The sequence below is a fragment of the Devosia sp. genome (genome assembly GCF_017744655.1).
Taxonomy (GTDB): domain Bacteria; phylum Pseudomonadota; class Alphaproteobacteria; order Rhizobiales; family Devosiaceae; genus Devosia.
The window spans coordinates 905,392-918,158 of record NZ_JAGIAW010000001.1; the positions used below are offsets into that span (position 1 = coordinate 905,392).

A 12,767-nucleotide genomic window follows, 5' to 3' on the forward strand; every position below is an offset into this window, starting at 1 on the left:
GGGTCAAAGACCCAGAATTTGTTTGACGAGTGGCACGAGGCCTTCGCCGATGGCGCGGGTGTTGGCCGCGTCGAGATGGACGCCGTCGCGCGGATCGGCCTTGGCCACCGTCGCGGCATCGAAGAAATGAGCGCCGAGTTCAGCGGCGGCGCGCTCGTAGTAGAAACCGAAAAGTTTGTCGTCCTCGGTACGCGGCGACACCAAAGCCGGTGGGCCGTTCAGAGGCGAAGGGACCAAAAGCGGAGGCGCCACAAGCAGAACCTGAGGCACGCCGCCATGGCTATAGGGATAGGTGCGCACGATCTGGCCGAGCCGCTTCATGCCGGCAGCCGCCGCGAAAGCGGAGCCGGTCATGAACGTCTTGATATCATTGGACCCGAGCATGATGATCACGAGGTCCAAGGGCTGATGCGTATCCAGCAGAGTGGGCAGCACCCTTACGCCATTGCGGTCAGCAGCGGCCGTGTGGTCGTCAAAGGCAGTGGTCCTGCCGTTGAGCCCCTCGGCGATGACGCGCGCGGCGCCGCCCAGCCGGGCTTCCAGAACACTCGGCCAGCGATCCTCATAGGCGTGGCGAACGCCATTCCCTTCGGGTGCATACCCGAAGGTCAGGCTGTCGCCATAGGCGAGGATGGTTTTCATGCGCCCTGCCCCTTAGGCCAGCATCATGACCGGATTTTCGATCAGGCCCTTAAACACGCCGAGCAGTTCTGCGCCCAGCGCACCATCGACAGCGCGGTGATCGCAGGAGAGCGTCACGGTCATGAACTGGCCGATCTTGATCTGGCCATTCTCGGGATAGACGCGCTCTTCGCCGGCGCCGACCGCGAGGATCGTGCCATGCGGCGGGTTGATCACGGCGGCAAAGTGCTTGATGCCGAACATGCCGAGATTGGACACCGAGGACGAACCGCCCTGGTATTCATGCGGGGCTAGCTTCTTCGACTTTGCGCGCGTCGCCAGATCCTTCACCTCTTCCGAGATTTCGCGAAGGGTCTTGGTATCCGCCGACTTCACCACCGGGGTGAAGAGGCCACCCGGCACGGACACGGCGACGGCAACGTCAGAACGCTTGTGATAGAGGATCGAGTCCCCTGCCCAGGTCGCGTTAGCGGCCGGCACGCGCTGCAATGCAACGGCCCAGGCCTTCATGACAAAGTCATTGACCGAGAGCTTGTAGCCCGGCTTGCCGTCCTTACCCTTGGGCGCGGCGGCGTTGATCTGTTCGCGGGCAGCCATGAGCGCGTCGATCTTGCAATCGAGAGTCAGGTAGAAGTGCGGAACGGTCTGCTTGCTTTCGGTCAGGCGCGCAGCCACGACCTTGCGCATGCCGTCGTTTGGAACGACTTCGTACGAGCCTTCCTCGTAGAGCGCCATGACCTGGTTCTTGCTCATGCCGGTCGCAGGCGCAGCGGCAGCAGCCGGAGCACCGGCAGCAGGCTTGCTGACGCCCTTGCCCGACTTGGCAGCTTCCACGTCCGACTTGACGACGCGGCCCTTCGGGCCCGAACCGGCAACGGTCGAGAGGTCGATGCCAGCTTCCTTTGCAAGACGCTTGGCGAGCGGCGAAGCAAACACGCGACCACCTTCCGACTTTGCCGGAGCGTTGGCCGCAGCAGTCGGAGCGCTGGAACCGGAATTGGCATTCGTCGCGACCGGCGCAGGAGCAGCGGCCTTCGGCGCCTCGGGAGCTGCAGCCGGTGCTGCCTTGGGCGCTTCCGCCTTCGGTGCACCAATGGAACCGGCGTCTTCGCCTTCCTGCAGCAGCACGGCGATAACGGCATTGACCTTCACACCCTCGCTACCTTCGGCAACGAGAATCTTGCCGATCTTGCCCTCGTCCACGGCCTCGACTTCCATCGTGGCCTTGTCCGTTTCGATTTCGGCGATCACGTCACCGGAAGAGACAGAGTCGCCTTCCTTGACGTGCCATTTGGCGAGCTTGCCCTCTTCCATCGTGGGAGAGAGCGCCGGCATGGTGATATCGATTGGCATACCGGGTCTCCTTACGAGCGATAGGTCACGGCATTCACAGCCGCGATCACTTCGTCAACATTGGGCAGTGCCAGCTTTTCAAGGTTCGCGGCATAGGGCATAGGAACGTCCTTGCCGGTCACGCGCAACACGGGCGCATCGAGATAGTCGAAAGCCTGTTCCATGACACGGGCGGCGAGTTCAGCGCCGATACCGCCCTGCGGCCAACCTTCTTCCACGGTCACGAGGCGGCCGGTCTTCTTGACCGACTCGATGACCGTGTCGCTGTCCATGGGGCGCAGCGTGCGCAGATCGATGAGTTCAACGTCGACGCCGGCCGCAACCAGCTTTTCCGTCGCCTGGGTCGCATAGCGCATGCCCATGGAGAACGAAACGATGGTCACATCGGCGCCCTTGCGCGCGATGCGCGCCTTGCCGATCGGCAGGACATAGTCATCGACCTTCGGCACAAGGCCGGTGGAGCCGTAGAGAATTTCGTTTTCGAGGAAGACGACCGGGTTCGGCGAACGAATGGCTGCCTTCAGCAGGCCCTTGGCGTCAGCGGCGCTATAGGGCGCGATAACGGTCAGGCCGGGAACGTGGCTGTACCATGCCGAGTAGTCCTGACTGTGCTGGGCGGCAACGCGCGAGGCGACGCCGTTCGGACCACGGAAGACCATCGGCGCGGTGACCTGGCCACCGGACATATAAAGCTGCTTGGCAGCGGAGTTGATGATCTGGTCGATTGCCTGCATGGCAAAGTTCCAGGTCATGAATTCGACGATCGGCCGCAGACCTGCAAAGGCCGCACCGACAGCGAGACCGGCAAAGCCATGCTCGGTGATCGGGGTATCAACGACGCGCTGCGGACCAAACTCCTGCAAGAGGCCCTGGGTCACCTTGTAGGCGCCCTGATATTCGGCGACTTCTTCACCCATGATGAAGATGTCGGGGTTAGCGCGCATTTCTTCGGCCATGGCTTCGTTGAGCGCCTGACGAACGGTCAGTTCCACCATTTCGACGCCTTCCGGCAGGTCCGGATCGGCCTGGGCTTCAAACTTCGGCGCGGCCGGAACGGCAGCAGCGGGCGCGGCATCATTAGCCTTTTCGGCTGCCACGACCGGAGCTTCGGATGGCTCGGGAGCGGTTTCCTTGACCGGAGCAACACCGGCGCTTTCGCCTTCCGCCAGAACCAGCGCGATCGGGGTGTTCACCTTCACGCCTTCGGTGCCTTCGGCCACAAGGATTTCACGAACCACGCCTTCGTCGACGGATTCGACTTCCATCGTCGCCTTGTCGGTTTCGATTTCGGCCAGCACGTCGCCGGACTTGACGGTATCGCCGACCTTGACCAGCCACTTGGCGAGCTTGCCCTCTTCCATCGTTGGCGACAGGGCGGGCATAAGGATTTGGGGCATATCAGCTCTCCAGAATGGTAGTGCCGGGCATGGGGGCCACGCGGCGAATTTCGAATTGTTCGGCAAATTGCGCGGCGGGCAGCACGCGCCAATCGTTGATGAGGGCGGAAGTGGCAGCAGGCTCGGCGGCCTGACGCTGGTTGACCACCCAGCCACTGAGGATCAGACCAAGGATCAAGAAGCCCAGGCACGCGATGACGGCGCGCTTGTAGATGGCGGCCTGCACTTCGCCGCTGAGGCCAGCCCAGCTGGCGACGCGTTCAAAACGCCACCAGCCGAAAAGCCATTCGTGCCAGCTCGGGCCTGCAGCCACAGCCAAACGGCTGATGGCAATCGCCTGCCCCGCGGCCAGCAAGGCAGAGAGCAGTGCGAAGAGCATGATGACGCCGAGCAGGATGCTCATCGTGAGATCAGGCCTCGATCGTGATGTCGGTCCACAGCTCCGAAGCATCGGGCTCCGGATCGTTGGTGGCAAAATCCGCCGCTTCCGTGACGACTGCACGAATGTCGGTCTCGATTTTCTTGAGATCGTCTTCGGTGATCACGCCAGCTTCGAGCAGACGCGCGCGGACCTGTTCGATCGGGTCGCGTTCCTGACGGTACTTGGTCACCTCGTCCTTCGAGCGATACTTCGCCGGGTCGGACATGGAGTGGCCGCGATAGCGGTAGGTCAGCATTTCAAGAATGTATGGACCATTGCCCGAACGCGCATGCTCGATGGCGCGCTTGGCGGCGTCATAGACCATGCGGACGTCCATACCGTCGACCTGCTCGCCCGGAATGTCGAACGAAGCACCGCGCATGGAGAAATCGGTCGTCGCAGCAGCGCGCTCGATCGAAGTGCCCATGGCGTACTTGTTGTTTTCAATCACGAAGACAACCGGCAGCTTCCAGAGCTTGGCCATGTTGAAGCTTTCGTAGACCTGGCCCTGGTTGGCAGCGCCGTCGCCGAAATAGGCAAGGCTCACCGAGCCGTCGCCCTTGTACTTCGAAGCGAAGGCCAGACCCGTACCGAGCGAAACCTGCGCGCCAACAATGCCATTACCGCCATAGAAGCGATGCTCGTTGGAGAACATGTGCATCGAGCCGCCCTTGCCTTTCGACAGGCCGCCCTGACGACCGGTTAGCTCGGCCATGACACCCTTGGGATCAAGACCCATGACCAGCATGTGGCCGTGATCACGGTAACCGGTGATCTGGGCATCCTTGCCCTTTTCCGAGGCCATGGTGATGCCGGTGACGACAGCTTCCTGGCCGATATAGAGGTGGCAGAAGCCGCCGATCAGGCCCATGCCATACATCTGGCCGGCCTTTTCCTCGAAACGCCGGATCAGCAGCATTTCGCGGAAAGCTTCGAGGTCCTGTTCACCAGTGAACTGGGGGGCATTGGGCTGCGTTTTGGCCTTGGTGGCCGTCGCCTTGCGCGCCATGGGTGGGGCTCCCGGTATAGAATGGAATTTGCCGCTAGGCCGATCAGGCCACTTCTCGCACTATAGCGCAAGCGTTTGACAGATAAAATTGCTCCAGAAACGCACAAGAATGCATCTTAGAGCGTTGAATCTGCTTCGATAATCCTAATTAACTCATCATCGATTAATTCTTGAAATTTACCGGAAATCGGTTTACCGGTCGCCGGATCGACCATGATGAGGATGTCATCGGCATTGGCCATGTTGAGCAGCGCCCTCGCCCGCTCCGTCACGATATCGGGATCGAGGTGGCGCGGGTTCATCAGCGAATTGCGGTGACGAAAGCTGTCGATTTCGGCCTGCAGGGCCGAAGAACGATCCTTGAGCACCTGAATGTCGGCGTGAATTTCGTCGCGACCCTCAATGCCGAATTGGCCACTGATTGCCGAATAGCCGAGATAGCCCTGGAAAGCCAGGAGTGTCACAGCTAGGGCCAAAGGACGCCAGAATGGTGGGCGTTTAAGTCGAGTGGGCATGTACGGACCGGTCTAGGGTCCTCCACTATGCCGTCTGAGGAATTAATGTCCGGTTTAGCTCTTTAACTATTCGGCCGCGACCCGCGCCGGTAGGCTGTCTTCCTCGAAAAGCGCGCTGACCGATTCCCCGTTATTGATGCGGCGCATCGCTTCGGCCAAGGCCGGCGCGACAGACAGCACCGTCAGCTTGCCGTGAGGCTGCAAGGCCGCATTCGGCAGCGTATTGGTGCAGACGATCTCGATCACGTCAGGCTCGGCCGCCAGACGCGCAACCGCATCGCTACCGAAGATGCCATGCGTGCAGGCGACACGCGCCGAGCGCGCACCATTGGCCCGCAGATGCTTCAGCAGTTCGAGGATAGAACCGCCGCTGGCGATTTCGTCGTCAAGGATGATGACATCCTTGCCCCGTACTTCGCCGATGATGGCCGAGATACGCACCTGCGTATCGGTGATACGCTCCTTGGCCCCGGCAGCAACGGGCGTACCGAGGCTCCGCGCAAAGGCCGCCGCCGTCTTGGCATTGCCGAGGTCCGGCGAAACGACGACCGTATTGCTGAGGTCGAAGCGGCGGAAATGCATGGCCAGTTCGTGCAGCGCATGCAGGTGATCCACCGGTACGCTGAAAAAGCCATGCACCTGCGGCGAATGCAGCGTCATGGTCAGCACGCGATCGGCGCCGGCGGTCTTGAGCAGATCGGCAACGAGACGCCCGCCGATCGAAATGCGCGGCGCGTCCTTCTTGTCGGAGCGCGCATAGGAATAGTGCGGAATGACCGCCGTGATCCGCGCTGCCGAAGCCCCACGCGCTGCGTCGAGCATCAGTAGCAGTTCCATCAGGTGCTCCTGAACCGGCGCGCTCAGCGTCTGCACCAGGAACACATCCTGCTCGCGGCAATTGGCCTGCAATTGCACTTCGATACAGTCGTTGGAGAAGCGTTTGACCCGCGTCGGGAGCAGCGGCACGCCGAGATCGGCGCATATCTCCTTAGCCAGCTCGGGGTGAGCACTGCCACTGAACACAGCAATCTGGTTCATGGAACTTCCTCGGCTTTTGGCGATAAGGATTTATGCGGCGGTCTTAACCTACGCAGCCTCAGAGCGCAACGTAGTCGATCTCCTGAAATTTCGCGACTTCCGGCACCCAGCGTCCCTCTACGAAGGCAACGTGGTCAGGATGCACATTGTAGCCGTCATAGGCAGCCTGATCCGCGAACTCCATCGAGAAGCCATAGGCATAGTCGGCCTTGGGGCTGACCTGCTTCAGGCGCTCGAATTTCTCGACGCCCGGGATACGCTCCAGCACGAGCGCGTCGCGCAGAAAGGCCGCCTCGGCCTCCGAGCCGGCCGCATGCTTGAGCGAGAAAACGACGGTGTGACGGATCATTATTCGGCTCCGATGGCCTCATTGGCGGCGATGGCCGCCATGTTGACGATGCCGCGGCTGGTCACGGACGGGGCAAGGATGTGCGCCGGGGCGCGCGTGCCCATCAGGATCGGTCCGACAGCCAAGGCGTTGTTCATTTCCTTGAGTAGCGTCATGGAAAGGTTGGCCGCATCGAGATCGGGGAAGATCAGGAGGTTGGCCTCGCCCTTTAGCACCGTCTCGGGCACATAGCGCTCGCGGAGCACTTCGTTCAGCGCCAGATCGCCCTGCATTTCGCCTTCAACTATGAGGTCGGGCGCGACGGATTTGAGCTTGGCATAGACCTCGCGCATCTTGAATGCACTGTCGCCATCGCGCGAACCGAAGTTGGAATAGCTCAAGAGCGCCATACGCGCCTCGATATTGAACCGCTTGAGATGGTCCCGCGCCTGCAGCGAAATGCTCACCAGTTCGTCGGCCGAGGGGTTCTGGTTCACATAGGTATCGGCAAGGAAGAAAGCACCGCGCGGCATGATTAGCATGGAGAGCGCCGAAACATCGCTCACGCCATCCTGCAGGCCAATGATCGAGCGGACGTCGCGGACATGCTTGATGTAGCGCCCCTGAAGACCGCAGATCAGCCCGTCAGCCTCGCCACGCTTCACCGCCAGCGCACCGATCACCGTCGTATTGGTGCGCACGATGGTGCGGGCGGTATCTGGCGTCACGCCGTTGCGGCCCACCAGCGAGTGGAAGAGGCTCACATAGTCGCGATAGCGCGGATCGTCTTCAGGGTTGATGATCTCAAAGTCGCGGCCCGGCTGGATGCTGAGACCAAAACGCTCGATACGCGCTTCGATGACAGCCGGACGGCCGATAAGGATCGGACGAGCGATCCGCTCTTCGAGCAGCACTTGGGTGGCGCGCAGCACGCGTTCATCTTCGCCATCAGCAAAAGCGATGCGCTTGTTCTGGCCCTGGGCGCGATCGATGATCGGCTTCATCACAAGGCCGGAGCGGAACACGAAGCGGTTGAGCTGATCCTGATAGGCATCCCAGTCGGCGATCGGCCGCTTGGCGACACCCGATTCCATCGCCGCCCGCGCCACGGCCGGCGCAATGCGCAGGATCAGGCGCTGGTCGAACGGATTGGGGATGATGTGGTCCGGACCGAACACGGCTGGCGCACCGGAAGCCGAGACTTCAAGGCCCGGCTCATGCGCCAGTTTGGCAATGGCACGCACCGCCGCCAGCTTCATCTCTTCATTGATCGTCGTCGCATGCACGTCGAGTGCGCCACGGAAGATGAAGGGGAAGCAGAGGACGTTGTTGACCTGATTGGGATAGTCTGAACGCCCGGTGCAGACCATGGCATCCGGACGCGTTGCCTTCGCCACTTCCGGCATGATTTCGGGATTGGGATTGGCCAGCGCCAGGATCAGTGGCTTGGGTGCCATCTTTTCCAGCATTTCCGGCTTCAGCGCGCCGGCAGCCGAAAGGCCCAGAAACACGTCGGCGCCTTCGATGACCTCGGCCAGCGTCGTCGCATCGCTCTGGCGGCGGAACTGGCCGCGCCACTTGTCATTCACGTCGTTGCGCTTGTGCGTAACGAGGCCGTCCTTGTCGGCAACCCAGATGTTTTCGTGCTTGGCGCCCAGCGCCACCAGCACGTTGAGGCAGGCGATTGCCGCGGCTCCTGCCCCCGAGGTGCAGATCTTCACTTCGTCGATCTTCTTGCCGGTCAGTTCGAGCCCGTTGAGAACCGCCGCACCGACGATGATCGCCGTGCCATGCTGATCGTCATGGAACACAGGAATTGGCATGCGCTCGCGCAGCGTCTCTTCGATCTCGAAGCAGTCCGGCGCACGGATGTCTTCAAGATTGATGCCACCAAAGGTCGGCCAGAGCGGCGCCACGGCGTCGATGAATTTCTTCGGAACGATCTCGTCGATTTCGAGGTCGAAGACGTCAATGCCGGCGAACTTCTTGAACAGAACCGCCTTGCCTTCCATCACCGGCTTCGAAGCCAGCGCGCCGATATTGCCAAGGCCTAGCACGGCCGTACCGTTCGAGATGACCGCCACAAGGTTCTGTCGCGACGTATAGCGCGCCACAGCCTCAGGGGTCTGTGCAATCTCTTCGCAAGGCGCAGCGACGCCGGGCGAATAGGCCAGCGCCAGATCGCGCTGGTTGCCCAACGGCTTCAGCGGCTGGATTTCCAGTTTGCCGGGCTTCGGAAACTCATGGAAGTGGAGGGCCGCTTCGCGCAGAACCTTGCGTTGTTCATTAGGATCAGTCGACACGCTTTCCTCCGGCACAGCTTAGATGGCGTCGTACCTGCCATCAATCAGCGTCGAAGGAAAGGGGCGCGGGCTCCTGTGAAGGCAAGAAATACGGCCTTCGCCGCCCCCAAATCGCCCGACTCTCGGTCAGGCCGCGTCGGTAACGATTTCAGAGGGATCCTGCATGTCGGCATAGCTCGCGGGGGTCGAAGCCAGCGCCAGCGCCAGTTCCTTGAACGCACCCACTTTCAGGGCCGGCGCAAAGATATAACCCTGTGCCTGAACCACCCCGCGCGAGCGCAGATAGATAGCCTGCGCTTCGGTTTCGACACCCTCGGCCACAATTTCGCAATCGAGATCCTTGGCCATAGCGATGAGACCATCCAGCACCGGCACTTGAGTCGTGCCCGGCTTGATCATGTCGACGAAGATGCGATCGATCTTGATCACGTCGACGCCCAGCGTCGCGATGTAGGCAAGGTTCGAGTGCCCCGTGCCGGCATCGTCCATGGCAATGCGCGAGCCCAGCGCATGAAGACCCGAGATGACGCTGTTCACGGCCAACGAGTTTTCCAGCGGACGGCGCTCGGTGATTTCGAACACGAGCTGATCGTAGGAGATCGGCGAATTGCCGAAGATCGCCTGCACGTCATCCACGATACCGACATCGCGGAAATGGCCCTCGAACAGATTGATCGAAATCTTCAGGCCCGGAATCTTCTGCGAAAGATCGCTCAGATCGTAGCGCACCTGCTGCATCAGCGAGAGCGTCATCGGAATGGCCATGCCCGAGGCTTCGGCATAGTCGATGAAAACGCCCGGCGGCACAATTTCCCCGCTCGGCTTTTCCCAGCGGCAGAGCACTTCGCAACCCATCAGGCCACCGGTGCGCAGGTTGATGACCGGCTGGTAATAAGGCTTGATTTCATTGCGGCCAATGGCGCGCTCGAGATCGAAGGATGGCGTGCGCGAGCGGCGTGCATAGCGCAACGTCAGAAGCAGCAGGCCGGCGCTGAGAAGGCATGCGAGAATCGTGAAGAGCACGTCGAGATCGGCATAGCCGGCCCGCGCCTGGGCGAAGGGCAGCAGGTAGCGAACCTTGATCGGCAGTTCCCCGGCAAAGCTCTGCACGGCAATGTAATCACCGCGCGCCGCCTGGCGGTCGAAATCGACCGTCGTGCCCAGGGACAGAACCGGCAGACCGCTGGTCAGCGCAATGTCGAGCATCGCCCCATCGGGCAGATTGTCGTCGAGTGCTTCCTGCGTCGTCGCCATCAGCGGCGTAAAGGCAGAAATACGGCGCACGCCACCAAGGGTCTGCGTGACCTTGAGGGCCGGCATGACCATCTCGGCGAACTTCACGACGGTGATTGTCTCAGTGAGGCCCGGCACCGGCAGGGATTCGGACAGCGGCGAATAGGTGACGTTGCGACCGAACGCGTCGCAATACTGCACCCCGTCCATGTTCTCGACGAGAATCTGCTTCACGTTGAAGCTGTTATCGATCGCCGTTTGCGCAAAGCCGCTAAAGGTCGGCGTGCAGAACGACGGGCTATCGGCAACCACCTGGCGCAGAGCCGCGACGGCATTGGCCGCGTTGTAATTGATCTCGGAGCTGAGGGCATCGACGCGCATCTGCAGCGCGGCCACTTCCTTGTTCCGCGCATAGGCGTCCAGCAGATAGTCGACCGAGACTATGGGAACGAAGGCCAACAAGGCGCCCAGCAACATAAGAACGTGCGAGAACTTCGCCTTCACCGACCATATCCACTTCTACAAGGCAGTATCCCATTGATAGTGCTGCAATGTTAAAGACCCATTAACCAGCATATAAGCCCGCGGTGGAAACGAAAAAGGCAGGCCTTGCGGCCTGCCTTTCGTAGAAAATCAGTGCGCTGAAATCAGCTTTGCACGTTGAGGCGGATACTCAACTCACGCATCTGCTTGGCCGAAGCCGGGCTCGGCGCGCCCATGAGCAGGTCTTCGGCCTGCTGATTCATCGGGAAGGCCGTGATTTCGCGCAGGTTCTGCACGCCGCAGAGCAGCATCACGATACGGTCGATACCAAATGCAGCGCCACCATGCGGCGGAGCGCCGTACTGGAAGGCGCGATAGAGACCGCCGAACTGCTCTTCGACTTCCTCGCGCGACTTGCCGGTCAGTTCGAACGCCTTGACCATGGTCTCGGGCTCCTGGTTACGAATCGACCCGGAGGCGATTTCGTAGCCATTGCAGACCGCGTCATACTGATAGGCTTTCAGAGACAACGGCTCGGACGAATTCAGCGCCTCAAGACCGCCCTGCGGCATCGAGAACGGGTTATGCGCGAAGTCGATGCGCTTTTCTTCCTCGCTCCATTCGTAGAACGGGAAGTCGACAATCCAGCACAGCGCGAACTGCTCGGTGTCGACAACGCCGAGGTCGGTGCCGACCTTGGTGCGGGCTTCGCCGGCAAACTTGTAGAATTTTTCGGGTCGACCGGCGACGAAGAACACTGCGTCGCCATCCTCAAGGCCAAACTGGGCCTTGATGGCAGCAGTGCGCTCTTCGCCGATGTTCTTGGCGATCGGGCCGGAACCGGCGCCATCCTTGAAGAAGATATAGCCAAGGCCCGGCTGGCCTTCGCCCTGCGCCCAGGCATTCATCCGATCGCAGAAGGCGCGGCCGATCGGCTCGGCGCCGGCCTTGTTCTTGGCCGGAATCGCCCAGACTTCCACCTTGGGATCGGCTTCGATCTGGTTGGCAAAAACCTTGAAGCCGGAACCGGCAAAGTGCTCGGTGACAGCATCGATTTCGATCGGGTTGCGCAGGTCGGGCTTGTCCGAGCCATACTTGCGGATAGCCGTATCATAGGGAATGCGCGGCCAGCTCTTGGTGACGCGCTTGCCGTCGGCAAACTTCTCGAACACGTTGGTGATCACCGGCTCGACGGTGCTCCACACGTCTTCCTGCGTCACAAAGCTCATTTCGAGGTCGAGCTGGTAGAATTCGCCTGGCAGACGGTCAGCACGCGGGTCTTCGTCGCGGAAGCACGGCGCCACCTGGAAGTAGCGATCAAAGCCGGCGACCATGAGGAGCTGCTTATACTGCTGCGGCGCCTGCGGCAGCGCAAAGAACTTCCCGGGGTGGATGCGGCTCGGCACGAGGAAATCGCGTGCACCTTCCGGCGACGAGGCTGTCAGGATCGGCGTCGAGAATTCGGTAAAACCGGCATCACCCATTCCGGCGCGCATGGCCGAGATGACCTTGGTGCGCTTGAGGATGTTCGCATGCAGCTTTTCGCGACGCAGATCGAGGAAGCGATAGCGCAGGCGAATGTCTTCCGGATATTCGGCATCGCCGAAAACCGGCAGCGGCAGTTCCTTGGCAACCGACAGGACTTCGATCTCGCGGATGAAGATTTCAATGCCGCCGGTAGCGATATTGGTGTTCACCGCCGCAGCGTCGCGCAGCTTCACTTCGCCATCGATGCGCAGCACCCATTCCGAACGCACCTTTTCGGCGTCGGCAAAGGCCGCGGAATCAGGGTCGATCACGCACTGGGTGATGCCGTAGTTGTCGCGAAGGTCGATGAACAGCAGGCCGCCATGGTCGCGGATGCGGTGGACCCAACCGGAAAGGCGCACATTATTGCCGGCATCGTTCGCCGTGAGAGCGCCACAGGTGTGGGTACGGTAGCGATGTGTCGTCATTTTCTTTTCCGAAAAAGTGCAAAAAGGGCCGGATTCTAGGGCGGGAAAAGCGCATGGAGCACCCTGATTGTCAAGCGTCAGGCCTTTCCC

The 12,767-nt window shown here is 61.0% G+C and carries 11 protein-coding genes; all 11 read right to left on the bottom strand.

Features of this window, described 5'->3' with window-relative positions:
- Nucleotides 1-3 precede the first annotated feature (3 nt).
- Nucleotides 4-642, bottom strand: coding sequence for an SGNH/GDSL hydrolase family protein (locus tag J7557_RS04500; RefSeq protein WP_291417734.1), 639 nt, complete (start codon nt 640-642; stop codon nt 4-6).
- Between the two features lie 12 nt (nt 643-654).
- On the bottom strand, nt 655-1,995 hold the full coding sequence (locus J7557_RS04505; protein WP_291417736.1) for a pyruvate dehydrogenase complex dihydrolipoamide acetyltransferase: 1,341 nt from the start codon (nt 1,993-1,995) through the stop codon (nt 655-657).
- Nucleotides 1,996-2,006: 11 nt separating this feature from the next.
- Nucleotides 2,007-3,392 (bottom strand): pyruvate dehydrogenase complex E1 component subunit beta, encoded by a 1,386-nt coding sequence (locus J7557_RS04510; protein ID WP_291417738.1) that lies wholly within the window; start codon nt 3,390-3,392, stop codon nt 2,007-2,009.
- 1 nt (nt 3,393) lies between these two features.
- The gene (locus J7557_RS04515; RefSeq protein WP_291417739.1) at nt 3,394-3,795 is read right to left on the bottom strand and encodes a hypothetical protein; all 402 of its coding nucleotides are present in this window, start codon (nt 3,793-3,795) and stop codon (nt 3,394-3,396) included.
- A 7-nt stretch (nt 3,796-3,802) separates the two neighbouring features.
- A complete protein-coding gene (gene pdhA, locus J7557_RS04520; protein ID WP_291417741.1) occupies nt 3,803-4,822 on the bottom strand; it encodes a pyruvate dehydrogenase (acetyl-transferring) E1 component subunit alpha in 1,020 nt (339 codons plus the stop codon).
- 116 nt (nt 4,823-4,938) lie between these two features.
- Nucleotides 4,939-5,286, bottom strand: a complete 348-nt coding sequence (locus J7557_RS04525; protein ID WP_160194628.1) for a septum formation initiator family protein — start codon at nt 5,284-5,286, stop codon at nt 4,939-4,941.
- A 117-nt stretch (nt 5,287-5,403) separates the two neighbouring features.
- Nucleotides 5,404-6,375 (bottom strand): ribose-phosphate pyrophosphokinase, encoded by a 972-nt coding sequence (locus J7557_RS04530; protein ID WP_291417746.1) that lies wholly within the window; start codon nt 6,373-6,375, stop codon nt 5,404-5,406.
- A gap of 58 nt (nt 6,376-6,433) precedes the next feature.
- Complete coding sequence (locus J7557_RS04535; protein WP_291417748.1) at nt 6,434-6,724, bottom strand: Dabb family protein; 291 nt, start codon at nt 6,722-6,724, stop codon at nt 6,434-6,436.
- Nucleotides 6,724-9,006, bottom strand: coding sequence for an NADP-dependent malic enzyme (locus tag J7557_RS04540; protein WP_291417750.1), 2,283 nt, complete (start codon nt 9,004-9,006; stop codon nt 6,724-6,726). Before J7557_RS04540 ends, J7557_RS04535 begins: the two co-directional genes overlap by 1 nt.
- A 126-nt stretch (nt 9,007-9,132) precedes the next feature.
- Nucleotides 9,133-10,743 carry an EAL domain-containing protein gene (locus tag J7557_RS04545; RefSeq protein ID WP_291417755.1) on the bottom strand — a complete coding sequence of 537 codons (1,611 nt, stop codon included), beginning with the start codon at nt 10,741-10,743 and terminating at the stop codon, nt 9,133-9,135.
- A gap of 143 nt (nt 10,744-10,886) precedes the next feature.
- Nucleotides 10,887-12,677 carry an aspartate--tRNA ligase gene (aspS, locus tag J7557_RS04550; RefSeq protein WP_291417757.1) on the bottom strand — a complete coding sequence of 597 codons (1,791 nt, stop codon included), beginning with the start codon at nt 12,675-12,677 and terminating at the stop codon, nt 10,887-10,889.
- Nucleotides 12,678-12,767 lie beyond the last annotated feature (90 nt).

Excerpts from the sequence above, each read along its gene's own strand:
- J7557_RS04510 (WP_291417738.1), bottom strand. The coding sequence starts at position 3,392 with ATGCCCCAAATCCTTATGCCCGCCCTGTCGCCAACGATGGAAGAGGGC.
- aspS (WP_291417757.1), bottom strand. The coding sequence starts at position 12,677 with ATGACGACACATCGCTACCGTACCCACACCTGTGGCGCTCTCACGGCG.
- J7557_RS04515 (WP_291417739.1), bottom strand. The coding sequence starts at position 3,795 with ATGAGCATCCTGCTCGGCGTCATCATGCTCTTCGCACTGCTCTCTGCC.
- J7557_RS04500 (WP_291417734.1), bottom strand. The coding sequence starts at position 642 with ATGAAAACCATCCTCGCCTATGGCGACAGCCTGACCTTCGGGTATGCA.
- pdhA (WP_291417741.1), bottom strand. The coding sequence starts at position 4,822 with ATGGCGCGCAAGGCGACGGCCACCAAGGCCAAAACGCAGCCCAATGCC.
- J7557_RS04535 (WP_291417748.1), bottom strand. The coding sequence starts at position 6,724 with ATGATCCGTCACACCGTCGTTTTCTCGCTCAAGCATGCGGCCGGCTCG.
- J7557_RS04530 (WP_291417746.1), bottom strand. The coding sequence starts at position 6,375 with ATGAACCAGATTGCTGTGTTCAGTGGCAGTGCTCACCCCGAGCTGGCT.
- J7557_RS04505 (WP_291417736.1), bottom strand. The coding sequence starts at position 1,995 with ATGCCAATCGATATCACCATGCCGGCGCTCTCTCCCACGATGGAAGAG.